At 71.8% G+C, this 21,641-nt stretch carries 17 protein-coding genes; 13 read left to right on the top strand and 4 right to left on the bottom strand.

From position 1 onward, the window contains the following. Positions 1-11 precede the first annotated feature (11 nt). Together ACFVTC_RS11130 and ACFVTC_RS11125 are read left to right on the top strand one after the other, a co-directional pair. Positions 12-2,021, top strand: a complete 2,010-nt coding sequence (locus tag ACFVTC_RS11130; RefSeq protein WP_390126297.1) for an endo-beta-N-acetylglucosaminidase — start codon at positions 12-14, stop codon at positions 2,019-2,021. A 30-nt stretch (positions 2,022-2,051) separates the two neighbouring features. Further along, positions 2,052-5,069 (top strand): alpha-mannosidase, encoded by a 3,018-nt coding sequence (locus tag ACFVTC_RS11125; protein WP_390126296.1) that lies wholly within the window; start codon positions 2,052-2,054, stop codon positions 5,067-5,069. Positions 5,070-5,088: 19 nt separating this feature from the next. Here the strand turns inward: ACFVTC_RS11125 and ACFVTC_RS11120 are convergent, their stop codons facing one another. Continuing rightward, positions 5,089-5,811, bottom strand: coding sequence for a FadR/GntR family transcriptional regulator (locus ACFVTC_RS11120; RefSeq protein WP_390126295.1), 723 nt, complete (start codon positions 5,809-5,811; stop codon positions 5,089-5,091). Between the two features lie 193 nt (positions 5,812-6,004). On the opposite strand from ACFVTC_RS11120, the gene ACFVTC_RS11115 reads away from it, so the two are divergent. From ACFVTC_RS11115 to ACFVTC_RS11080, 8 genes are all read left to right on the top strand, one after another. Continuing rightward, entirely contained in the window at positions 6,005-7,081 is a 1,077-nt protein-coding gene (locus ACFVTC_RS11115; RefSeq protein WP_390126294.1) for a sugar ABC transporter substrate-binding protein, read from the top strand. Continuing rightward, a complete protein-coding gene (locus ACFVTC_RS11110) occupies positions 7,078-8,634 on the top strand; it encodes a sugar ABC transporter ATP-binding protein (RefSeq protein WP_390126293.1) in 1,557 nt (518 codons plus the stop codon). The genes ACFVTC_RS11115 and ACFVTC_RS11110 overlap by 4 nt, the downstream gene beginning before the upstream one ends. Next, positions 8,627-9,652: an ABC transporter permease gene (locus ACFVTC_RS11105; RefSeq protein WP_390126292.1), complete on the top strand. Its 1,026-nt coding sequence runs from the start codon at positions 8,627-8,629 to the stop codon at positions 9,650-9,652. Before ACFVTC_RS11110 ends, ACFVTC_RS11105 begins: the two co-directional genes overlap by 8 nt. Positions 9,653-9,713: 61 nt before the next feature. Beyond that, the gene (locus tag ACFVTC_RS11100; RefSeq protein ID WP_390126291.1) at positions 9,714-11,069 is read left to right on the top strand and encodes an L-fuconate dehydratase; all 1,356 of its coding nucleotides are present in this window, start codon (positions 9,714-9,716) and stop codon (positions 11,067-11,069) included. After that, positions 11,066-11,824 (top strand): SDR family NAD(P)-dependent oxidoreductase, encoded by a 759-nt coding sequence (locus ACFVTC_RS11095; RefSeq protein ID WP_390126290.1) that lies wholly within the window; start codon positions 11,066-11,068, stop codon positions 11,822-11,824. The genes ACFVTC_RS11100 and ACFVTC_RS11095 overlap by 4 nt, the downstream gene beginning before the upstream one ends. Further along, a complete protein-coding gene (locus tag ACFVTC_RS11090; RefSeq protein ID WP_390126289.1) occupies positions 11,821-12,807 on the top strand; it encodes an aldo/keto reductase in 987 nt (328 codons plus the stop codon). The genes ACFVTC_RS11095 and ACFVTC_RS11090 overlap by 4 nt, the downstream gene beginning before the upstream one ends. Further along, entirely contained in the window at positions 12,804-13,118 is a 315-nt protein-coding gene (locus ACFVTC_RS11085; protein WP_390126288.1) for an L-rhamnose mutarotase, read from the top strand. The genes ACFVTC_RS11090 and ACFVTC_RS11085 overlap by 4 nt, the downstream gene beginning before the upstream one ends. Beyond that, on the top strand, positions 13,115-13,954 hold the full coding sequence (locus tag ACFVTC_RS11080) for an amidohydrolase family protein (RefSeq protein ID WP_390126287.1): 840 nt from the start codon (positions 13,115-13,117) through the stop codon (positions 13,952-13,954). Before ACFVTC_RS11085 ends, ACFVTC_RS11080 begins: the two co-directional genes overlap by 4 nt. Here the strand turns inward: ACFVTC_RS11080 and ACFVTC_RS11075 are convergent. Then, a complete protein-coding gene (locus ACFVTC_RS11075; protein ID WP_390126286.1) occupies positions 13,942-15,363 on the bottom strand; it encodes a lipase maturation factor family protein in 1,422 nt (473 codons plus the stop codon). The genes ACFVTC_RS11080 and ACFVTC_RS11075 overlap by 13 nt on opposite strands. A 117-nt stretch (positions 15,364-15,480) precedes the next feature. On the opposite strand from ACFVTC_RS11075, the gene ACFVTC_RS11070 reads away from it, so the two are divergent. The 3 genes from ACFVTC_RS11070 (at position 15,481) to ACFVTC_RS11060 (ending at position 19,874) form a co-directional block, all read left to right on the top strand. Beyond that, a complete protein-coding gene (locus ACFVTC_RS11070; protein WP_390126285.1) occupies positions 15,481-16,728 on the top strand; it encodes a DUF6777 domain-containing protein in 1,248 nt (415 codons plus the stop codon). A 108-nt stretch (positions 16,729-16,836) separates the two neighbouring features. Continuing rightward, entirely contained in the window at positions 16,837-18,912 is a 2,076-nt protein-coding gene (locus tag ACFVTC_RS11065) for a SpoIIE family protein phosphatase (RefSeq protein WP_390126284.1), read from the top strand. A 101-nt stretch (positions 18,913-19,013) separates the two neighbouring features. Beyond that, on the top strand, positions 19,014-19,874 hold the full coding sequence (locus tag ACFVTC_RS11060; RefSeq protein WP_390126283.1) for an Fpg/Nei family DNA glycosylase: 861 nt from the start codon (positions 19,014-19,016) through the stop codon (positions 19,872-19,874). Between the two features lie 7 nt (positions 19,875-19,881). Here the strand turns inward: ACFVTC_RS11060 and ACFVTC_RS11055 are convergent, their stop codons facing one another. Further along, positions 19,882-20,547, bottom strand: a complete 666-nt coding sequence (locus ACFVTC_RS11055; protein ID WP_390126281.1) for a zf-HC2 domain-containing protein — start codon at positions 20,545-20,547, stop codon at positions 19,882-19,884. A 463-nt stretch (positions 20,548-21,010) separates the two neighbouring features. Further along, positions 21,011-21,526: a hypothetical protein gene (locus ACFVTC_RS11050; protein ID WP_390126280.1), complete on the bottom strand. Its 516-nt coding sequence runs from the start codon at positions 21,524-21,526 to the stop codon at positions 21,011-21,013. Positions 21,527-21,641 lie beyond the last annotated feature (115 nt).

Raw genomic sequence — 21,641 nt, 5'->3', positions numbered from 1 at the left:
CGGAGCACACAGTGAACCTCACCAGACGCGCTCTTCTGCTCACCGGAGCCGCCGCGGCGCTCACCCCCGCGCTTCCCGGCGTCCCCGGCCGCGCGGCGGCGGCCGGCCGCGACCTCCAGCCGTACGCCTCCTACTGGTACCCGGACTCGCTGCCCCCGGGCACCCCGGGCGCCGGCATCACATGGCGCAGCCTGAGGACATGGAGCGCCGACGCCGACAAGGACCTGGCGTTCAACGCGTCCTCCGTGCCCCTCGCCGCCCGCTTCACCCCCACCCCCGTGAACACCACGGCCCGCGCCGGCCAGGCTCGTGTCCAGTCCCTCGTCTCCTTCGGGCCCACGTCGGCCAACCCCTCCCAGGGCGCCGCCGACGCCGACTACTACGCCCTCACCCACTGGGCCTACCTCGACGAACTCGTCTTCTGGGGCGGCTCGTCGGGCGAGGGCCTGATCCTCGCGCCGAACGCCCCGATCGTGGACGCCGCCCACCGGCACGGCGTGCCGGTGCTCGGCAACGTCTTCCTGCCGCCCGTCGCCTACGGCGGCCGTCTCCAGTGGACCCGCGACCTGGTGCAGAAGGACGCGAGCGGGCACTACCCGCTCGCGGACCGACTGGTCGCGGTCGCGGCGGCGTACGGCTTCGACGGCTGGTTCGTCAACGCCGAGACCAGCGGCGGAGACACCGCGCTCGCCACCGCGGTGCTCGGCTTCCTGAAGGAGCTCAAGGCGCTCGGCGCGGCCCGGGGACAGCGCGTCACCTGGTACGACGCGATGACCGTGAGCGGCTCGGTCGGCTGGCAGGGAGCGCTCGACAACCAGAACAAGGCGTTCTTCCAGGCCGCCGACTCGATGTTCGTCGACTTCCGCTGGTCGCAGAGCAGTCTGGCCTCCTCCGCCACCACCGCGCGGCAACTCGGCCGTAGCCCTTACGAGTTGTGGGCTGGCGTCGACGTCGAGGCAGGCGGCACCGACGCGTTCGTCAACTGGGACGCCATCGTGCCGACCGCCAGGGCGCACACCACGTCGATCGGCTTCTACCGGCCCGAGTGGACCCGCAACCACCTTCCCGCGGGCCGCACCCCCGGCGACTTCCACGCCGCCGACGACCTGTTCTGGACCGGCTCCTCCCTCGACCCCTCCCGGCCGGCCACGAACGCCGCCTGGCGCGCCCCGGCGGTCTCCGTCGCCGACCGTTCGACCGTCGGCGCGCTGCCGTTCGCGACCGTCTTCAACACCGGCCACGGCCTGAGGTGGTACGAGGACGGCGAGGTCACCTCGGACACCGCCTGGAACCACCTGGGTCTCCAGGACCGGCTGCCCTCCCGTCGCTGGGTCGTGCGGACCACCGGCCACCGCCCCACCGTCACCTTCGACTTCGCGGACGCCTGGCGGGGCGGCAGCAGCCTCCTGGTCTCCGGAACCCTCGACGCGCCGACGACGGTGGACCTGTACACGACCCGGCTGCCGCTCGGCGCGGGCACGGTGGTCGAGCTGACCCACCGTACGGACGCGGGCAGCACCTCCCTGGAGCTGGCCGTCGCCACCGCGGAGCCGGGCGCGGCGGGCGGGGCACCCCCGTACACCTTCCTGTCCGTGCCCACCACCGGCGGCGACGGCTGGCAGACGTCCACCGTGCGGCTGACCGGACTGTCGGGGACCGTGCACGCGCTGGGCGTCCGGCTGGCCCCGGGATCCGGTCCGGTCGACTGGCGGCTGGGCCGGCTCGCGGTCCGGGACACGACGGTGACCCCCGACGCGCCGGCCGGCCTGCGCGTCACCGACGCCGACGGCGGAAACCTGCGCTTCGCGTGGCAGAGTGCCGCCGGCGACGTACGCCATTACGAGCTGTACCGGACGTTCCCCGACGGCACACGTCGTTTCGTCGGCGGCACCTGCCAGACCGCGTTCTTCGCGGGCGGCCTCACGGCCGAGCGGGGCGAGGCCGCCGCAGGATTCGAACTGCGCGCGGTGGGGGAGCTGTTCACCGTCTCGACCCCCGCCACGACCACGCACACCTGGTAACCCGCACCCCTCACCCCACGGAGCCCACCCATGCATGACGACCGCACGCTGGTCGAGGCCCGCCTCAAGCGTGTCCTCGACGAGCGCATCCGACCCGCCGTGTACCCCGAGTCCGTGCCGCTGGAAGTGGCGGTGTGGAACGCGCCCGGAGAGCCGGTCCCGGTCCCCGAGGGGCTCGCGGCCGTGCCGGAGCCGATCGAGGTGGGCGCGCGCTGGGGTGCTCCGTGGGGCACCAGTTGGTTCCGGGTCACCGGGACCGTCCCCGAGTCCTGGGCCGGCCGGACCGTCGAGGCGGTCCTCGACCTCGGGTTCGACGAGAACATGCCCGGATTCCAGTGCGAGGGGCTCGTCTACCGGCCCGACGGCACTCCGGTGAAGGGACTCAACCCACGCAACCAGTGGGTGCGCGTCGGCGCGCCGGTGGAGGGCGGCGAAGAGGTCCGGCTGCACGTCGAGGCCGCCTCCAATCCGGTGATCCTCGACTACCACCCCTTCCTGCCCACCCAGCTCGGCGACAAGGAGACCGCGGGCAGCGAGCCGCAGTACACACTCACCCGGATGGACCTCGCGGTCCTCGACGAGACCGTGTGGGAACTGGTGCTCGACCTGGAGGTGCTCGGCGAGCTGATGGCCGAGCTCCCGGTGGAGTCCGCGCGGCGCTGGGACATCCTGCGCGCGGTGGAGCGGGCGCTGGACGCCGTCGACCTCCAGGACGTGGGCGCCACCGCCGCCGCGGCCCGCGCCCGGCTGGAGGGCGTCCTCGCGCAACCCGCCGTGCCCTCCGCCCACCGGATCAGCGCCGTCGGGCACGCGCACATCGACTCGGCCTGGCTGTGGCCGCTGCGGGAGACGGTCCGCAAGGTGGCGCGCACGACCTCCAACATGACCGCGCTCATCGAGGACGAACCCGAGTTCGTCTTCGCGATGTCGCAGGCCCAGCAGTGGGCCTGGGTGAAGGAGCACCGGCCCGAGGTGTGGGCACGGGTGAAGAAGGCCGTCGCGGACGGCCGGTTCGTCCCGGCCGGAGGCATGTGGGTCGAGTCGGACACGAACATGCCCGGTTCGGAGGCGATGGCCCGTCAGTTCGTCCACGGCAAAAGGTTCTTCATCGACGAGTTCGGCATCGAGAACGAAGAGGCCTGGCTGCCCGACACCTTCGGCTTCGCCGCCGGACTCCCGCAGATCATCAAGGCGGCGGGCTCCAAGTGGCTGCTCACGCAGAAGATCTCGTGGTCCCAGACCAACAAGTTCCCGCACCACACCTTCCGCTGGGAGGGCATCGACGGCACCCGTATCTTCACCCACTTCCCGCCCGTCGACACCTACAACTGCTCCATGCGGGGCAGCGAGATCGCCCACGCGGCCAGGAACTTCAAGGACAAGGGGGTCGCCCGGCACTCCCTCGCACCCACCGGCTATGGCGACGGAGGCGGCGGCACCACCCGCGAGATGGTCGCGAAGGCGGCCCGCCTCAAGGACCTGGAGGGCTCCGCCACCGTCGTGTGGGAGACCCCGGCGGAGTTCTTCGCGAAGGCCGAGGCCGAACACCCCGAAGCACCCGTCTGGGTCGGCGAGTTGTACCTCGAACTGCACCGCGCGACCCTCACCAGCCAGGCGCGGACCAAGCAGGGCAACCGCCGCAGCGAGCACCTGCTGCGCGAGGCCGAACTGTGGGCGGCGACGGCGGCGGTGCGGACCGGGTTCCGCTACCCGTACGAGGACCTGGACCGCATCTGGAAGACGGTGCTGCTCCACCAGTTCCACGACATCCTGCCCGGCTCGTCCATCGCCTGGGTGCACCGGGAGGCCCGGCGGACCTACGAGCGGGTCGCCGAGGAGCTGGAGGGCGTCATCGGCGCGGCACAGCGTGCGCTCGCCGGTGAAGGATCCACCCGGCTCGTGTTCAACTCCGCTCCGCACACCCGCGACGGGGTCCCGGCGGGCGCGGCCCGCCCGGCCACCGACCCCGGCGGTGTCTCGCTCGCCCCCGGCGAGGCGGGTGGACACGTCCTCGACAACGGCCTGCTGCGGGTCGAGGTCGACGCCCGGGGACTGGTCGTCTCGGCGTACGACATCGAGGCCGGCCGCGAGACGATCGCACCGGACCGGGCCGCGAACCTGCTCCAGATCCACCCCGACTTCCCCAACATGTGGGACGCCTGGGACGTCGACGAGTTCTACCGCAACACGGTCACCGATCTGGTGGACGCCGACGAGGTCGGGCCCGGTGCGGACGGCGAGTCGGTCCGGATCGTCCGGTCCTTCGGCACGTCGCGGGTCACCCAGGTGCTGTCGCTGGCACCGGGGGAGCGGCGGCTCGACATCGACACCGAGGTCGACTGGCACGAGACCGAGAAGTTCCTGAAGCTCGCCTTCCCGCTCGACGTGCACGCCGAACGGTACGCGTCCGAGACCCAGTTCGGACACTTCTACCGGTCCACCCACACCAACACCTCATGGGAGACAGCCAAGTTCGAGGCGTGCAACCATCGGTTCGTGCACGTCGAGGAGCCGGGCTGGGGTGTCGCGGTCGTCAACGACTCCACGTACGGCCACGACGTGACCCGGACCGTGCGCGAGCGTGACTCCGGTACGACCACCACCGTGCGCGTGTCCCTGTTGCGCGCCCCGCGCTTCCCCGACCCGGAGACCGACCAGGGTGTCCACCGCTTCCGGCACGCGCTCGTTCCGGGGGCCGGGATCGGGGACGCGGTGCGGGAGGGATGGCGGATCAACCTGCCCGAGCGGCCTCTGACGGGCGCGCGCGAAGTCGAGCCGCTGGTGGGCGTCGAGCAGGACGCGGTCGTGGTGACCGCCGTCAAGCTCGCCGACGACGGCAGCGGTGACGTGGTCGTACGCTTCCACGAGTCCCGCGGCGGCCGGACGCGGGCCACGCTCACCGCGGGCTTCGCGACCGGGGGTGTCACGGTGACCGACCTGCTGGAGCGGCCCCTCGCGGACGCCGTGCCGCCGGAGCGCGACGGCGACCGGATCACCCTGGCGCTGCGTCCCTTCGAGCTGGTGACGCTGCGGCTGAAGAGGGCCTGACCACCCTACGCGACAGCCCTCAGGGAGCGAGCTGGGTCCGCAGCCACTGCTCCACCTCGCCCACGTGCGCGGCGGCGGCCGCTCTGGCCGCCTCCGGGTCGTGGGCGAGCAGCGCGCGGTGGATCGCCGCGTGCTCGCGGCGGGTGCGTTCGAAGGCACCCTCCTCCTGGTAGCCGCGCCAGACCCGGGCGCGGAAGGTGCGCGAGGAGAGCCCCTCCAGGATGGCCGCCATCGTCTCGTTGCCCGCGGCGGCCGCGATCTCCCGGTGGAAGGCCAGGTCGTGGGCGAGGATCTCCTCCGGGTCGTCGGTCGCGTTCATCGCCGCGAGGTGCTTCTCCACCTCGGCGAGCTGGTCGGGGGTGATCCGCGCGGCGGCCAGCGCCGTCGCCGTCGACTCCAGGATCCGGCGCACCTCCAGCAGCTCCACCAGCCGCGGACCGCGCGAGAGGTCGGCCACCACGCCGAAGGTCTCCAGGAGGTCGCCGGCCTCCAACTGCGTGACGTAGATGCCCGAGCCGTGCCGGGCCTCCAGCACGCCGAGGACCGTGAGCGCGCGGATCGCCTCGCGCATCGAGCTGCGGGACATCCCCAGCTGGGCGGCGAGATCGCGCTCCGTCGGCAACCGCTGGCCGGGCTCGAGACTGCCCTCTTTGATCATCGCCTTGATCCGCTCGATGGCGCGCTCGGTCACGGTGCCCTTCTGGGGGGCGCCCTCCGTCCCGTGGGACAGGCTCTCGTCCACGCCGTTTCCTCCTGTTGCCGGGTGCGCCGCAGTCTAACCACCAATGTGGTCGGACCACTACGGCCGAAAACCAGGAAAACTTGGCTCCGCAGGGTGTTGCGGACCCAAAGTGGTCTGATAAATATTCGTCCCGGCTGGAAGAGGGACTCCGGCCACGCGTCCTGCTCGATCTCGCTCGATGAGGAGCCGTCAGATGGCCGGCAGAACAGTGCGGAACAGGCGAATCCCGTCGCGGGCAGTGAGTGCGGCGGCTGTGGCCGCCTGCGCGACCCTCCTGCTCGCGGCATGCGGCAGCACCAAGGACGACGTCGCCTCCGGCGGCGGGGGAGGCGATGGCAGCGGCAAGGTCGGAGTGATCCTGCCCCTGCTGACCTCGCCGTTCTGGCAGTCCTACAACGACTACGTGCCGAAGCTGGCGAAGTCCGAGGGCGTCGACGCCCTCAAGACCGTCAACTCCAACAGTGATCCGTCGCAGCAGATCACCGACATCAACAACCAGCTGAACCAGGGTGTGAAGGGCCTGGTCGTGGCCCCCCTGGACAGCGCCGCGATCGTCGCCGGTCTCGACCAGGCCGAGCGCAAGGGCGTCCCCGTGGTCGCCGTCGACGTGGCCCCCGACAAGGGGAAGGTCGCCATGGTCGTCCGCGCCGACAACGTCGCGTACGGCGAGAAGGCCTGCGAGTTCCTGGGCAAGCAGGTCGGTTCCGGCAAGGTCGTGCAGATCATGGGAGACCTGGCCTCGGTCAACGGCCGTGACCGCTCCGAGGCGTTCCGCTCCTGCGTGAAGAAGAACTACCCGAAGCTGAAGGTCCTGGAGATCCCCGCCAAGTGGGAGTCCGACACCGCGGCCTCCAAACTCGACACGCTGCTGAACGCCAACCCCGACATCAAGGGCATCTACATGCAGGCGGGCGGTGTCTACCTCGCGCCCACCCTGCAGACCCTGAAGTCCAAGGGGATGCTGAAGAAGGCAGGCCAGGCGGGCCACATCGCGATCGTCTCGAACGACGGCATCCCACAGGAGTTCGACGCCATCCGCAAGGGCGAGATCGACGCCACCGTCTCCCAGCCCGCCGACGCCTACGCCAAGTACGGCATGTACTACATCAAGGCGGCCATGCAGGGGAAGACGTTCAAGACCGGTCCGACCGACCACGACTCCACGATCGTCAAGCTCCCCAGCGGCATCCTCGAGGACCAGCTGCCCGCCCCGCTGGTCACCAAGGAAAACGTCGACGACCCCGAGCTCTGGGGCAACACGGTCAAATGAGTACCCCACTGGTGGAGGCGCGCGGGGTGGCCAAGCGGTACGGCCCCACCGTCGCGCTCCAAGACGGCCGGCTCACCGTCCTGCCGGGCGAGTCCCATGCCCTCGTGGGGCGCAACGGCGCGGGCAAGTCCACCCTCGTCACGATCCTGACCGGTCTGCAGGCCCCTGACGAGGGCACGGTCCGCTTCGACGGCGAACCCGCGCCCCCGCTCACCGACCGCGACGCCTGGCGCCGCAAGGTGGCCTGCGTCTACCAGAAACCCACCGTCGTACCGGAGTTGACGGTCGCCGAGAACCTCTTCATCAACCGGCAGCCGACGGGACGCGGTGGACTGATCAGCTGGCGCAGACTGCGGTCCGAGGCGGCCGACGTCCTGGCGACCTGGGACGTGCGGGTCGACCCGGAGGCCCGCACCGCCGACCTCAAGGTCGAGGACCGCCAAATGGTCGAGATCGCACGGGCGTTGAGCTTCGGCGCCCGGTTCATCGTTCTCGACGAACCCACGGCCCAGCTCGACAACCGCGAGATCGAGCGGCTCTTCACCCGGATGCGCGCGCTCCAGGAGTCCGGTGTCACCTTCCTGTTCATCTCGCACCACCTCCAGGAGGTGTACGAGGTGTGCCAGACGGTCACCGTGCTGCGCGACGCCCGCTGGATCACCACCGCGCCGGTCGCCGAACTCCCGCGGCCGGCGCTGGTGGAGGCCATGGCGGGCGAGGCGATCGCCGAACGGACGGCCGCCCGGGACGCCGCGCCCGCGGACGCCCCCGTCGTGCTGAGCACCGAGGGCCTCACCTCGGACGCGTACGAGGCCATCGACCTCACCGTGCGCCGCGGCGAGGTCGTCGGGCTCGCCGGCTCCAGCGCGAGCGGCAAGATCGAACTGGCCGAGTCGTTCGCCGGTCTGCACCGGCCCACCGGCGGCACGGCCAGACTCGACGGCGAGCCGCTCCCGTTCGGCGATGTGCAGGCCGCGCTCAGGGCGGGCGTCGGCTGTGTGCCGCGCGACCGGCACGAGCAGGGGCTGGTCTCCGGCATGACCGTCGGTGACAACACCACCCTGAGCGTCCTGAACCGGCTCGGCCGCTACGGCTTCATCGCCACCGACCGCAGGCGCGGGGTCGCCGAGGAGCTGATCGACCGCCTGGACATCCACGCCGAAGGACCCGACCAACCCGTCTCCGACCTCTCCGGCGGCAACGCGCAGAAGGTCGTGATGGCCCGCGCCCTCGCCTCCGACCCCCGGCTCCTCATCCTCATCAACCCCACCGCGGGCGTCGACGTGAAGTCCAAGCAGTCGCTGCTGTCCCGCGTGGACAGCGCCCGTGACGACGGCACCGCCGTGCTCGTCGTCTCCGACGAACTCGACGACCTGCGCCGCTGCGACCGCGTCCTCGTCCTCTTCCACGGCCGTGTCGTCGCCGAGCATCCGGCGGGCTGGCACGACCACGAGCTGATCGCCTCCATCGAAGGAGTGGACCATGGCTACGGCATCTCCCCGGGGGGTCAACCCCGGACCCCGGGCCGAGGGGAGCGAGGCCCCGATGGCTGAGTCGAAGGCCCCGCCGCTCGCCGCCGCGGCAGTACGCGACGGGCGTGCCACCAAGACCGTACTGCTCCGCCGGGCCCGCGAACTCGCCCTCGTACCCGCCCTGTTGCTGCTCATGGTGCTCGGCGCGATCGTCAACGATTCCTTCCTCACCGAGCGCAACCTCATCTCCATCCTCGGTGCCTCCGCGGCCCTCGCGATGGTGGTCCTCGCCGAGTCGCTGATCCTGATCACCGGAAAGATCGACCTGTCGCTGGAGTCGGTCGTCGGCATCGCGCCCGCCGTCGGCGCCCTGCTGGTCCTGCCCGCCGCCCAGTCCGGCTGGGGCACGGAATGGCCGGCCGGGCTCGCCCTCGTGGCGGTCCTCGTCGTGGGCGGCGTCATCGGCGCCTTCAACGGCGTCCTCGTGGTGAAGTTCAAGCTCAACGCCTTCATCGTCACCCTCGCGATGCTGATCGTCCTGCGCGGACTGCTGGTCGGCGCGACCAAGGGCAAGACGCTGTTCGGCATGCCCGACGCGTTCTTCTCCCTGGCCACCTCCACCTTCCTGCGCGTTCCGCTCTCGGTGTGGCTCGCGGCGGTCGCCTTCGGTGTCGCCGGGCTGATCCTCAAGTACCACCGGATCGGCCGCGCCCTGTACGCGATCGGCGGCAACACGGACGCCGCCCGCGCGGCCGGCATCCGCGTCGACCGGGTCCTGCTCGGGGTGTCGGTCGTCGCGGGCGTCCTCGCCTCGGTCGGCGGCATCATGCAGACCGGCTACGTCGGCGCGAACAGCGCCAACCAGGGCAACAACATGATCTTCACGGTGATGGCGGCCGCGGTCATCGGCGGCATCAGCCTCGACGGCGGCAGGGGCACCATGTTCGGCGCCCTCACCGGCGTCCTGCTCCTCGGCGTCGTGCAGAACCTGCTGACCCTCGCCCAGGTGCCGTCCTTCTGGATCCAGGCGATCTACGGCGGAATCATCCTGGTCGCCCTGATGATCGCCCGCGTGACCACCGGACGCGCCCAGGACTGACCGCCCCCTCGCTCTCGTACGGACCCCTCCGTACCCCCTGTTCCGGACCGAAAGGCCTTCCGTGTCCCCAACTGCCGCTCGCATCACCGCGGTCGACACCTACGACGTCCGCTTCCCCACCTCGCGCGAGCTCGACGGCTCGGACGCGATGAACCCGGACCCCGACTACTCGGCGGCCTACGTCGTGCTGCGCGGCGACACGGCCGACTGTCCAGAGGGGCACGGATTCACCTTCACCATCGGACGGGGCAACGACGTCCAGGTCGCGGCGATCGAGGCACTGCGGGGACACGTGGTGGGACGGTCCGTCGAGGAACTGTGCGCCGATCCGGGCTCCCTCGCCCGGGACCTGATCGGTGACAGCCAACTGCGCTGGCTGGGGCCCGAGAAGGGCGTGATGCACATGGCGATCGGAGCCGTCGTCAACGCCGTGTGGGACCTGGCCGCCAAGCGCGCGGGCAAGCCGCTGTGGCAACTGCTCGCCGACGCCGAACCGGAGTGGCTGGTACGCCAGGTCGACTTCCGCTACCTCACGGACGCCCTCACCCCCGACGAGGCCCTGGAACTGCTGCGGCGCGGCAGACAGGGGGCCGCCGAGCGCGCCACGGCCCTCCGGGAGAACGGGTTCCCCGCCTACACCACGTCACCCGGCTGGCTCGGCTACAGCGACGAGAAACTCTCCCGGCTGGCCGCCGAGGCGGTCGCGGGCGGCTTCACCCAGATCAAGCTGAAGGTCGGCGCCGACCTGACGGACGACGTACGGCGCTGCCGGGTCGCCCGCTCCGTCGTCGGCCCCGGCATCCGCATCGCGATCGACGCCAACCAGCGCTGGAACGTGGACGAGGCCATCGACTGGACCAGGGCCCTCGCCGAGTTCGAGCCGTACTGGATCGAGGAGCCCACGAGCCCCGACGACGTCCTCGGACACGCCGCCGTGCGCAAGGCGGTCGCCCCCGTCAAGGTCGCCACCGGCGAGCACGTCCAGAACCGCATCGTCTTCAAGCAGCTCCTCCAGGCCGGCGCCGTCGACATCCTGCAGATCGACGCGGCCCGGGTCGCCGGAGTCAACGAGAACCTCGCCATCCTGCTGCTCGCGGCCAAGTTCGGGGTGCCCGTCTGCCCGCACGCCGGCGGCGTCGGCCTGTGCGAACTCGTCCAGCACCTGTCGATGTTCGACTTCGTCGCGCTCTCCGGCACCACCGACGACCGCGTCATCGAATACGTCGACCATCTGCACGACCACTTCCTCGACCCGGTGGTGATCCGGCAGGGTCACTACACGGCACCCACCGCGCCGGGCTTCTCCGCCACCATGCGTCCGGAGTCCATCGCGGAGTTCACCTACCCCGGCGGCACCTTCTGGGCCGCCGACCTCGCCCGGCAGGAACCCGACCGTCAGAAGGGGGAAGCGGCATGACCGCGGACTTCGAAGGCCTCAAGGCGCTGGTGACCGGAGGAGCCTCCGGCATCGGCCGCGCCACCGCCGAGCTGCTCGCGGCCCGCGGCGCCCAGGTCGCCGTCCTCGATCTCGACCCCTCGCGGGTCGAGAAGCCGCTGCTCGGCTACCGCGCCGATGTCGGCGACGACGCCTCCGTCCGCACGGCGGTGGCCGCGGCGGCCCAGGACCTCGGGGGGCTCGACGTCCTGGTCAACAACGCGGGGATCGGCGCCCAGGGCACCGTCGAGGACAACGACGACACCGAGTGGCACCGGGTCCTGGACGTCAACGTCCTCGGCATGGTGCGGACGACCCGCGCCGCCCTGCCGCACCTGCGGGAATCCGCGCACGCGGCGATCGTGAACACCTGCTCCATCGCCGCCACCGCAGGACTGCCGCAGCGCGCCGCGTACTCCGCGTCGAAGGGTGCCGTCCTCTCCCTCACCCTGGCCATGGCCGCCGACCACCTCAGCGAGGGCATCCGCGTCAACTGCGTGAACCCCGGCACGGCCGACACCCCCTGGGTCGGCCGGCTCCTCGACGCCGCCCCCGACCCGGCCGCCGAGCGCGCCGCCCTGGAGGCCCGCCAGCCCTCGGGGCGCCTCGTCTCGGCCGCCGAAGTCGCGGGCGCCGTCGCCTACTTGGCGAGCCCGCTGTCCGGCGCCACCACCGGCACCGCGCTCGCCGTCGATGGCGGGATGCAGGGACTGCGGCTGCGGTCGGTGGGCCGGTGAGAACTCTCGGGAGGAGCGGTGTCGAGGTCAGCGCCCTGTCCTTCGGCGCCGCGGGCATCGGCAACCTGTTCACCGCGCTGAGCGACGAGGAGGCGTACGAGGCCGTGGACGCGGCCTGGGACGGCGGCATTCGCTCCTTCGACACCGCACCTCACTACGGCCTCGGCCTCTCCGAGCGGCGACTCGGAGCGGCTCTGCGCGAGCGGCCCCGCGACGCGTACACCCTCTCCACCAAGGTGGGCCGTCTCCTGGAGCCCGCCGACACGGGCGGCGACGACCTGGCGAACGGATTCGCCGTGCCGGCCACGCACCGCCGGGTCTGGGACTTCAGCGCCGACGGGGTACGACGCGCCCTGGAGGCCGGCCTCGAACGGCTCGGCCTCGACCGCGTCGACGTCGTCTACCTCCACGACCCGGACGACCACGCCGAACAGGCCTTCCAGGAGGGCTACCCGGCGTTGGAGAGACTCCGCTCGGAAGGCGTGGTGGGCGCGATCGGCGCGGGCATGAACCAGGCCGGGATGCTCACCCGCTTCGTCCGAGAGACGGACGTGGACGTCGTGCTCTGCGCCGGACGCTACACGCTGCTCGACCACCGCGCGCTGGCCGAACTGCTGCCCGCCGCCCTGGAACGCGGCACCTCGGTCGTCGTCGGGGGCGCCTTCAACTCCGGCCTGCTGGCGGACCCGCGGCCGGGAGCGACCTACGACTACGCGACCGCCCCCCAGGAGACGCTGGAGCGGGCCCTGCGGCTCCAGGAGATCGCCGGGCGGCACGGCACCACCCTGCGCGCCGCCGCGCTCGCCTTCCCCGCCGCCCACCCGGCCGTCGTGAGCGTACTCGTCGGCGCCCGCTCGGCACACGAGGTCCGCGACTGCGCCGAGCAGTTCGCCACTCCCGTGCCCGCCGCGTTCTGGCGGGAGCTGCGGGAGGCGGGACTGCTGCCCGAGGAAGCCCCCGTGCCCGTACAGGACCCGTCATGAGAATCGCCCTGCACACCAAGGTGCGCGCCGACCGCGTCGACGCGTACGAGGCCGCCCACCGGAAGGTTCCCGCGGAGCTCGCCGCCGCCATCCGGGCCGCCGGAGCCACCTCCTGGACGATCTGGCGCAGCGGCACCGACCTGTTCCACGTCCTGGAGTGCGAGGACTACGGCCGGATGCTCGCGGAACTGGAACGCCTGCCGGCCAACATCGCCTGGCAGGCACGGATGGCCGAACTCCTCGACGTCGTGCACGACTACTCCGACGAGGGCGCGGCGGCGGGGCTGCCCGTCGTGTGGGAGCTGCCGTGAGGGTGGACGCGCACCACCACGTGTGGGACCTCTCCGTCCGGGACCAGGACTGGATCACCGGGCCCGGACTCCGCCCACTGCGCAGGAACTTCACCGCTGACGACCTCCGGCCCGAGGCGGCCGCGGCCGGCATCGGACGGACCGTCCTGGTCCAGACCGTCACCGTGGCCGAGGAGACCCCGGAGTTCCTCGACCTCGCCCGGCACAGCGATCTGATCGCCGGAGTGGTGGGCTGGACCGACCTGACCCGGCCGGACGTCGCCGACGAACTGGCCCGGCTGCGGGAGCTGCCGGGCGGCCGGTACCTCAAGGGCATCCGTCACCAGGTGCAGGGCGAGCCGGAACCCGAGTGGCTGCTGCGGCCGGACGTGCGACGCGGGCTGGCGGCCGTCGCGGCGGCCGGCCTGGTCTACGACCTGGTCGTGCTTCCCCACCAACTGCCCAGCTGCGTCCGCGCGGCCATGGAACACCCCGAACTCACCTTCGTCCTCGACCACTTGGGGAAGCCCCCGATCGCGGCCGGCTCCCTGGACCCGTGGGCGGGACATGTCCGGGCGCTGGCGGCGCTCCCCAACACGGTGGGCAAGCTCTCCGGCCTGGTCACCGAGGCCGACCTCGCGCGGTGGACGGTCGACGACCTGCGCCCGTACGCGGAGACCGCCTTGGCGGCCTTCGGCCCCGGCCGTCTGATGTTCGGCTCCGACTGGCCGGTGTGCACTCTGGCCGCGTCGTACGCCCAAGTCGTCGCGGCCACGGAGGAGTTGACCGATGTGCTTGATGAGGGGGAGCGTGCCGACGTGTTCGGCGGTACCGCCCTGCGCGTCTACCGGCTCTGATCGCCCCACTCCAGCCGCGTCGGCGGCAGGAACTCCCGCACATGGGTCCGGTGCCAGCACGCGCCCGTCTCGCGGAGCTCGCGCCAGGTCGTGTAGCGGTAGCGGTACAGGCGGGCCCGGACATACCGGGGCGGCGCGTCCGCCGGGAACGGGGAGCGGCGCAGCAGCCGCAGCGTGTCGCGGTCGTTCTCCAGCAGCCGTTCGACCAGACCGGTGAACCAGGAACCGGCGTAGGCGGGGGAGAGCGCCGCGAACCACATCATCCAGTCGAGCCGCAGGTGGTACGGCGCGAACTGGCGCGGCCAGCGGCGCGGATCACCGGGCTTGCCCCTGAACTCGTACTCCCGCCAGTCCGAGTCCTCGCGCGGCACCGCGTCCGAGGTGCCCTCGACCACCACCTCGTGGCGCACCCGGCTCACGCTGCCGAACGCGCCGTAGGTGTTGACCAGGCGCAGCGGGTCGAAGGAGCGGTTCATGACCTGGCGCCGGGAGACCATGTTGCGGGCGGGACGGTAGCCGAGGACCACCAGGCAGGCGGCGACGGCGAGGACCACGACCTCGTACCAGAGGGGCGGCCCCGGCACCCGTGGGGGAGTGGCCGGGAACTCGACGGCGGCCAGGGCCAGCACGATCGTCGTCCAGTTCAGCCAGGAGAAGTTGCCCGACAGCACCAGCCAGAGCTGCGTCAGCACCATCAGCGAGGCGGCTGCCGTCGCGACCGGCTGCGGGGCGAACAGCAGGACGGGGACGACGAGCTGGGTGACGTGGTTCGCGGCCACCTCCACCCGGTGCAGCGGCTTGGGGAGATGGTGGAAGAACCAGCTCAACGGGCCGGGCATCGGCTGGGTCTCGTGGTGGTAGTCCAGGCAGGTCAGCTTCCGCCAGCAGGCGTCGCCGCGCAGCTTGATCAGACCGGCGCCGAACTCCACCCGGAAGAGCACCCAGCGCAGCAGGAAGAGGACCACGACCGGCGGAGCGACCTCGTCGTTGCCGAGGAAGACGGCGAGGAAGCCCACCTCCAGGAGCAGCGACTCCCAGCCGAACGCGTACCAGGTCTGGCCGACGTTGACGATCGACAGATACAGCACCCAGGGGACGAGCCACAGCACCATGCCGCCCCAGAGCGGGAGGTACCCGTCGAGACCCGCCACCAAGGCGGCGGACACCGCGCAGCCCGTCCAGGACCAGACCGCGAAGAAGCGGTCCGAATAGTGCAGGTGGAACACGCTCGGGGCGTGCCGGAACGGCACCCGCGCCACGAAACGGGGCACGGGCAGCATCCCCCGCTCCCCGATGAGCGCCCGGAACTGCAGCGCCGCGCCGAGGAACGCGACGAGATAGACCACGGCGAGGGCGCGCTGGAAGACCAGTCGGCTCAGCCAGTACTCGGGGGCGGTGAACCACTCCACGGCAGGTCGCTCCTCTCCCTTCCATTGTGACGCTGGGTGATCGTCTCCGCTTGCGTGAGCGAACCGGGCGCCGCAGACAATGGTCATCGACCTGTCCGGGATGAACGGGAGAACGCGGTGCGCATATCCACCCCAACCTTCGTCACGGCCTGCGCACTCACGGCGGCCCTCCTCCTCGCCGGGTGCGGCGGCAACGGTGGCGGGACCGACGAGAACACGGTGTCCGACGCCGCCGACGGCGAGATCCTCCTCCAGCCGGTCACCGCCCGGGGGCCCGACCCCTTCACCGGCTCGACGGTCACCACATCCGTCACCCCGCCACCCGTCACCCGAACACCGCAGTCGAGGGCGGAGGACTTCTCGACGCCCGGTGACACCACGACCGCGGCACGCCCGGCCCGTTTCCCGGGCGGTACACCGGGCCTGTACGGCGGCACCCGGGCGGCCGGCAGCTGCGACGTCGACCGGCAGGCCGGACTGCTCACCGCCGACCCCCCGAGGGCGCGGGCCTTCGCGCGGGCCGCGGGCATCGCACAGGCCGCCGTCCCGGACTTTCTGCGGGGGCTGACGTCCGTCGTCCTGCGCGCCGACACCCGGGTCACCGACCACGGCTACCGGGACGGCCGGGCGAGCGGCTTCCAGTCCGTGCTGCAGGCGGGCACCGCCGTCCTCGTCGACGACCGGGGCGTGCCCCGGCTCCGCTGCGCCTGCGGCAACCCGCTGAATCCGCCGGTCGCCCCGCGCGGGACCGCGGCCACCCGGGGGCAGTCCTGGTCCGCCTACCGGCCCGACAAGGTCATCGAGGTGACACCCGCGCCCGCGGCACTCGGCAGCGTCACCCTCCTCGACCTCGACGACAACACCTGGATCGAGCGCCGGACCGGCGACGACGGGCACCGCGACCTCGCCGTGCGGCCGCCCGGGACCGGAGCACCCGACATCGGGCCGCCCGTTGTTCCCCCGGGCCCGGACACGAGCCCGGGGGCATCGCCGTCCGGCTCCGGCCCCGGCGACCCGCCGAGCGGAACGGGCCGCTCGCCCGAGGACTCCGACTGCGCGACGCCGACCGTGACCGTCCCGCCCGGTCCGACCGGGAGCGTCCCGGACGAGGTGCCGCCCGCGCAGACTCCGGTGCTGGCGCCCCCGGACTGCCCCACGGCCACCGTCACCTCCCCGCCCCCGACCGTGGGCGAGCCCACAGCCGGGCCGTCGGACGAGGGCACCGTTCCCGGGCCGGACGAGGGGACCGGACCCGACACCCTTCCGGAACTCCCCGGGCTGCCTGACGGCGGTGGTCCGGTGCCCGACGAGCCACCCGGCGGGGGCACCGTGTTCGACGCCCCGACCGACGTCTTCGACAGCTGAGCGGGCGGGAAGCCGCCAGTACGGCGGCCCCCGGCCCGCGCCTCGGAGGGCCCGGAACCGGGCTCCCCAGAAGTCGAATAATCCGGCAAATCCTGGCAAGGTGGCCCCATGGTTGATCGGGGAGCGAGCTCCCTGTCCCTCCCGGACGACTGGCCCGCCCACCCGGATCCGATCCTGGCGCTCAATCGCATGGGCAGCTTCGACTGGGACCTGGACAGCGGCCTGTTCCACATGGACGCCCAGGCCCACGCGATCTTCGACCTTCGCCCCGGCGAGTTCGACGGGTCCCCCGACGGCCTGTCGGTGCGGATGCCCCCGGCGGAGGGCATACGCCTCGACACCGTGGTGTCCCAGGCCATCAAGGACGGCAGTGAGAACTACGGCGCCTACTTCCGCGTCCGCCGCCGTGACGGCTCCCTGCGCTGGACACACACCCAGGGCTGCATCCGGCGCGACGGGACCGGCAGGCCGCGCCGGATCATCGGCATCGTGCGCGACGCCACCCAGGAACTGAGCGAGGGCGCGGCGCGCCACGAGCTCGCCGTCCAGGACGAGGCCCGCCGCCAGCAGACCAGCGTCGTGCAGATCACCACGGCGGCGCTGGCCCACGCCCGTACCGTCCAGGACGTCATCGACATCCTCAAGGACACGCACGGCCTCACCCATCTCGGGGCGACGAGCATGGTGATGGGACTGGTCGAGGCCGGCCGCATCCGGCTCGTCGCCGAGGGACCCGCGGGAAGTTTCGTTCCCGGCACCCTGATCACCCGGATCGACGAGGAGTACCCGATGAGCGAGGTGGTGCGCACCCTCGCCCCGCGCTTCATCGAGTCGCCCGACGACTTCGCCGCGTCGTACCCGCGGTTGTGGCCGCACATCACCGACCTGGAGATCACCTCGGCCGCCTACCTGCCGCTGATCGCGCAGGCCCGTCCCATCGGTGCCCTCGGCCTCCTCTACAACGACCGGTACGGCTTCTCCGCCGAGGAGCGCAACGTCCTCGTCGCACTCGGCAGCAGCATCGCGCAGAGCCTGCAACGGGCCATGTTCTACGAGCAGGAGAAGGACCTCGCCCAGGGACTCCAGCAGGCCATGCTGCCGCGTTGCATCCCCAGCGTGCCCGGCGCCGACACCGCCGTCCGCTACCGCTCGGCCTCCCTCGGCCGGGACATCGGCGGCGACTGGTACGACCTGATCCCGCTGCCGGGCGGCCGTGTCGGCGCCGTCATCGGCGACGTCCAGGGCCACGACACGCACGCGGCGGCCGTCATGGGCCAGTTGCGCATCGTGCTGCGCGCCTACGCCGCCGAGGGACACACCCCCGCCACCGTGATGGCCCGTGCCTCCGTCTTCCTGCACGAACTCGACACCGAACGCTTCGCGACCTGCCTGTACGCGGAGGCCGACCTGTCCACCGGAGTCGTCCAGCTGGTGCGGGCCGGCCACATCGACCCGCTCGTCCGGCAGACCGACGGCACCTGCCGCCGGCTGTCCGTCGAAGGAGGTCTGCCGCTCGGCCTGTCCGCCCTCTTCGGACGCCTCGAATATCCGGTCGAGACGGTCGAACTCGATCCCGGCCAGACCCTGATGCTCTGCACCGACGGCCTCGTGGAGCAGCCCGGCGTCGATCTCGACGAGGGGATGCACACCCTCATGGAGCTGATCCGGTCGGGTCCGGAGGACGTACGCGATCTCGCCGACCGGCTCATCGACGTCGCCGAGGAACGCGGCGGCGAGGACGACGTGGCCCTGCTGCTCCTGCGCCGCCGCGGCCCCGGCCTCCGGCAGTCCGGTGGCCGGCTCCAGCAGCGTGTCGCGCCCGGCGACTCCGAGGCACTCACCGAGGCCCGGCACATGATCCGGGCGGCGGTCCGTGCCTGGGGGGCCGCGGAGCGCGCCGACGAGATCGAACTCGTCGCCGACGAACTGATCACCAACGCCCTCATGCACACCGAGGGCCCCGCGATCGTCACCCTGCGGGTCCTCAGCGGCCCCGACCGCAGGCTGCGCGTCGAGGTGGAGGACTCCTCCAGTGCCCTGCCGCGCCGACGGGAGGCGGGCGAGTCGGGTGTCTCCGGCCGTGGCCTGCTGCTGGTCGACCGGCTCGCCGACGTCTGGGGCGTGGAGGCCCGGGGCGGCGGCAAGTGCGTGTGGTGCGAGTTCCTCGTCCCGGGACGGGACTGACCGACGGCGTGGCGCGGCCGCTGCTCGGCCCGGCGCGGAAGGGGCGTGGCGCGGCCGGTGATCCGGATGGTGGTGTCGGTGCCGGGTGGCACTCTGGACGCATGCCGGAACTGCCAGAGGTCGAAGCGCTCAAGGACTTCCTGGCCGACCATCTCGTCGGCCACGAGGTAGTGCGCGTGCTGCCCGTCGCGATCAGTGTCCTGAAGACCTACGACCCGCCCGTCACCGCCTTCGAGGGCCGCGAGGTCACCGCCGTGCGCCGGCTGGGCAAGTTCCTCGACATCGAGGCCGACGGCCTGCACTTCGTGACGCACCTGGCCCGCGCGGGCTGGCTGCAGTGGCGGGACCCGTTGCCCGACGGCCCGCCCAGACCGGGCAAGGGCCCGCTGGCGCTGCGCGTCGCCCTGGCGAACGGCGAGGGCTTCGACCTCACCGAGGCGGGCACCCAGAAGAGACTCGCCGTCCATGTGGTCCGGGACCCGCAGGAGATCCCCGGCGTGGCGCGCCTCGGCCCCGACCCGCTCGCCGCCGACTTCGACGAGGCACGGTTCGCGGGGCTGCTCGAGGGGGAGCGGCGCCGGCTCAAGGGCGCCCTCCGGGACCAGGGCCTGATCGCGGGCGTGGGGAACGCGTACAGCGACGAGATCCTGCACGCCGCCAGGATGTCCCCGTTCAAGCTCGCCTCCTCACTGACGCCCGAGGAGACCGGCCGGCTGTACGAGGCGCTGCGCGGGACGCTCACCGAGGCGGTGGAGCGTTCCCGCGGGGTGGCCGCGGGCCGTCTCAAGAGGGAGAAGAAGAGCGGGCTGCGGGTGCACGGCAGAGCGGGCGAGCCCTGTCCGGTGTGCGGCGACACCATCCGTGAGGTCTCCTTCAGCGATTCCTCGCTGCAGTACTGCCCGACCTGTCAGACGGGAGGCAGGCCACTGGCCGACCGGCGGATGTCCCGGCTGCTCAAATAGCTTCTGCTCAGGGCGACTTGACCGTCACCAGATGCTTGCCGTCCGCTGTGCGCACCTCGAACCGGCTGATGTCCGAGGAAGGCATCGAGGCGCCGCCGCGCATGCTGGTGGACGCTCTGTCGTGCCCCGGCACCATCCAGCTCGTGACCGTCTGCTCCGAGCCGTCCTTGCCGACGGCGACGAGCTGGCAGGGCCGCGGGCCCCCGGAGTCCTTGACCTCGACGCCGACCTCGCTGCCCCAGACCCGGTCCTGGGTGGTGATCCGGGCCCAGACGCCGGTGTCCGCGTCGGTCGCGGCGGCCTGGTTGGACACGGAGCCGCCGGACGCCGAGTCGTGGGAGGTCACCATCGCGATCGCGGGGCCGCCCGCCGCGAAGACCACGGCGGCCGCCACCGCGTACAGCCAGCGCCTGCGGCCGGCCCGCCGGCGGGCCGCCACCTGGTCGAGCAGCGTGTCCAGCAGCCGCGGGCCGGGTGCCGCGAACGGGTGCACGGAGCGCGGTGTGGCCCGCCGGTACAGCATCATCTGCCGTGCGGCGGGTCGGAACTCACTCACGTGCGCCGCGCACTGGGGGCACTCCATGAGGTGATCCTCGAAGCGGAAGGCATCCGCCTCGTCCAGCACGCCGAGCGCGTAGGCGCCGACGTCACGATGCCGTTCCAGGGACCTCATACCGAATACCGAATCCTCGTGGCGATCGAGCGGGGTGGGGGTGGTGTTGCTGTTGCCCACCGGTACGGACCAGACCGCCGAATCACTCAAGCCCGTCCGGAATCGCGACGAAGACGTTCGGAGCGAGCGCGCCCGCGGATTGGTGCGTGCCCGGAAAAGTTGCCCGGGACGCGTCCGCGGGACGGCTGCCCGGAGGTCGCTGGGGGTCTGTCGCAGGACGAAACGCCTGTTCGGCAAGAGGGAAGGACTGTTCGAAGGGTGCGGACGGAGGATCGAGGGCGCGGTCGGAAGGGGAGGGGGCCGGTCGGACGGGGGATCGAAGAGTGTGGTCGAAAGGTCGAAAGGTCGAAAGGTCGAAAGGTCGAAGGGTCTGAAGGTCTGAAGGTCGGCAGGTCGGCAGGTCGGAAGCGGGGACGGCCGATCGGATGGGGCTCGGAGGCTCGGAGGGCGCGGGCGGAAGAAGTCAGAAGAGATGGATCGCCAGGTGTCCGAGTGGCAGGCCCAGCTGCCAGGCCGGTGTCCACACCTTGGGCCCGTCGTCCTCGCCCGGGACCGGCCCCCCGCCGGGTACGGCGTCCAGGTCGGGAGCGAGCAGTTCGGTCTCCTCCAGCCAGCGCCAGGCCGCCGTGGCCAGCTCCAGGTCCGGGGCGGGCCCCCCGCGGTCGCCCGCCTCGGCCGCGAGGCGGGCCATGTGCTCACGCACCCAGTCCTGCCACGGCTGGTCGTAGGCGGTCAGCGAGAGCCAGGTGTCCAGTTGCGAGACGACCCGGATGCCCGAGAGCTCACCGTCGCTGTCGGAGAGAAAGATGGTCAGTGCCAGGGCGTCGCGCCCGGCGCGGAACTCGAAGGACGTGGGCGGCATCAGGTCGCCGGTCCGCAACAACTCGTCGGCGATGTACTCGGCGTACAACCAGGCCATGGGGACGGTGAGTTCCCCCCCGCCGGTGCCGTCCGTGCTCTCTTGACCTCTGTGCAGCATCCCTTCCTGCCTTCCTCCGGTGCGTGCGCGTCGCCCGACCCGGGCTCTCGGTCGGAACACGGATGAGGACAAGCGGAATACTCAACCATGGTCCTTGGCAGGCGCTTTACGGAGG

This window comes from Streptomyces sp. NPDC057950 (assembly GCF_042887295.1).
Taxonomy (GTDB): domain Bacteria; phylum Actinomycetota; class Actinomycetes; order Streptomycetales; family Streptomycetaceae; genus Streptomyces; species Streptomyces kaempferi.
Note: the sequence above shows the minus strand (reverse complement) of the source record. Positions and strands in the feature narration are given on the sequence as shown.

What these genes read in the sequence shown, in the direction of transcription:
- ACFVTC_RS11060 (WP_390126283.1), top strand. Translation starts at nt 19,014, where the DNA reads ATGCCGGAACTGCCAGAGGTCGAAGCGCTCAAGGACTTCCTGGCCGAC.
- ACFVTC_RS11095 (WP_390126290.1), top strand. Translation starts at nt 11,066, where the DNA reads ATGACCGCGGACTTCGAAGGCCTCAAGGCGCTGGTGACCGGAGGAGCC.
- ACFVTC_RS11065 (WP_390126284.1), top strand. Translation starts at nt 16,837, where the DNA reads ATGGTTGATCGGGGAGCGAGCTCCCTGTCCCTCCCGGACGACTGGCCC.
- ACFVTC_RS11050 (WP_390126280.1), bottom strand. Translation starts at nt 21,526, where the DNA reads ATGCTGCACAGAGGTCAAGAGAGCACGGACGGCACCGGCGGGGGGGAA.
- ACFVTC_RS11085 (WP_390126288.1), top strand. Translation starts at nt 12,804, where the DNA reads ATGAGAATCGCCCTGCACACCAAGGTGCGCGCCGACCGCGTCGACGCG.
- ACFVTC_RS11125 (WP_390126296.1), top strand. Translation starts at nt 2,052, where the DNA reads ATGCATGACGACCGCACGCTGGTCGAGGCCCGCCTCAAGCGTGTCCTC.
- ACFVTC_RS11110 (WP_390126293.1), top strand. Translation starts at nt 7,078, where the DNA reads ATGAGTACCCCACTGGTGGAGGCGCGCGGGGTGGCCAAGCGGTACGGC.
- ACFVTC_RS11115 (WP_390126294.1), top strand. Translation starts at nt 6,005, where the DNA reads ATGGCCGGCAGAACAGTGCGGAACAGGCGAATCCCGTCGCGGGCAGTG.
- ACFVTC_RS11105 (WP_390126292.1), top strand. Translation starts at nt 8,627, where the DNA reads ATGGCTGAGTCGAAGGCCCCGCCGCTCGCCGCCGCGGCAGTACGCGAC.
- ACFVTC_RS11055 (WP_390126281.1), bottom strand. Translation starts at nt 20,547, where the DNA reads ATGAGGTCCCTGGAACGGCATCGTGACGTCGGCGCCTACGCGCTCGGC.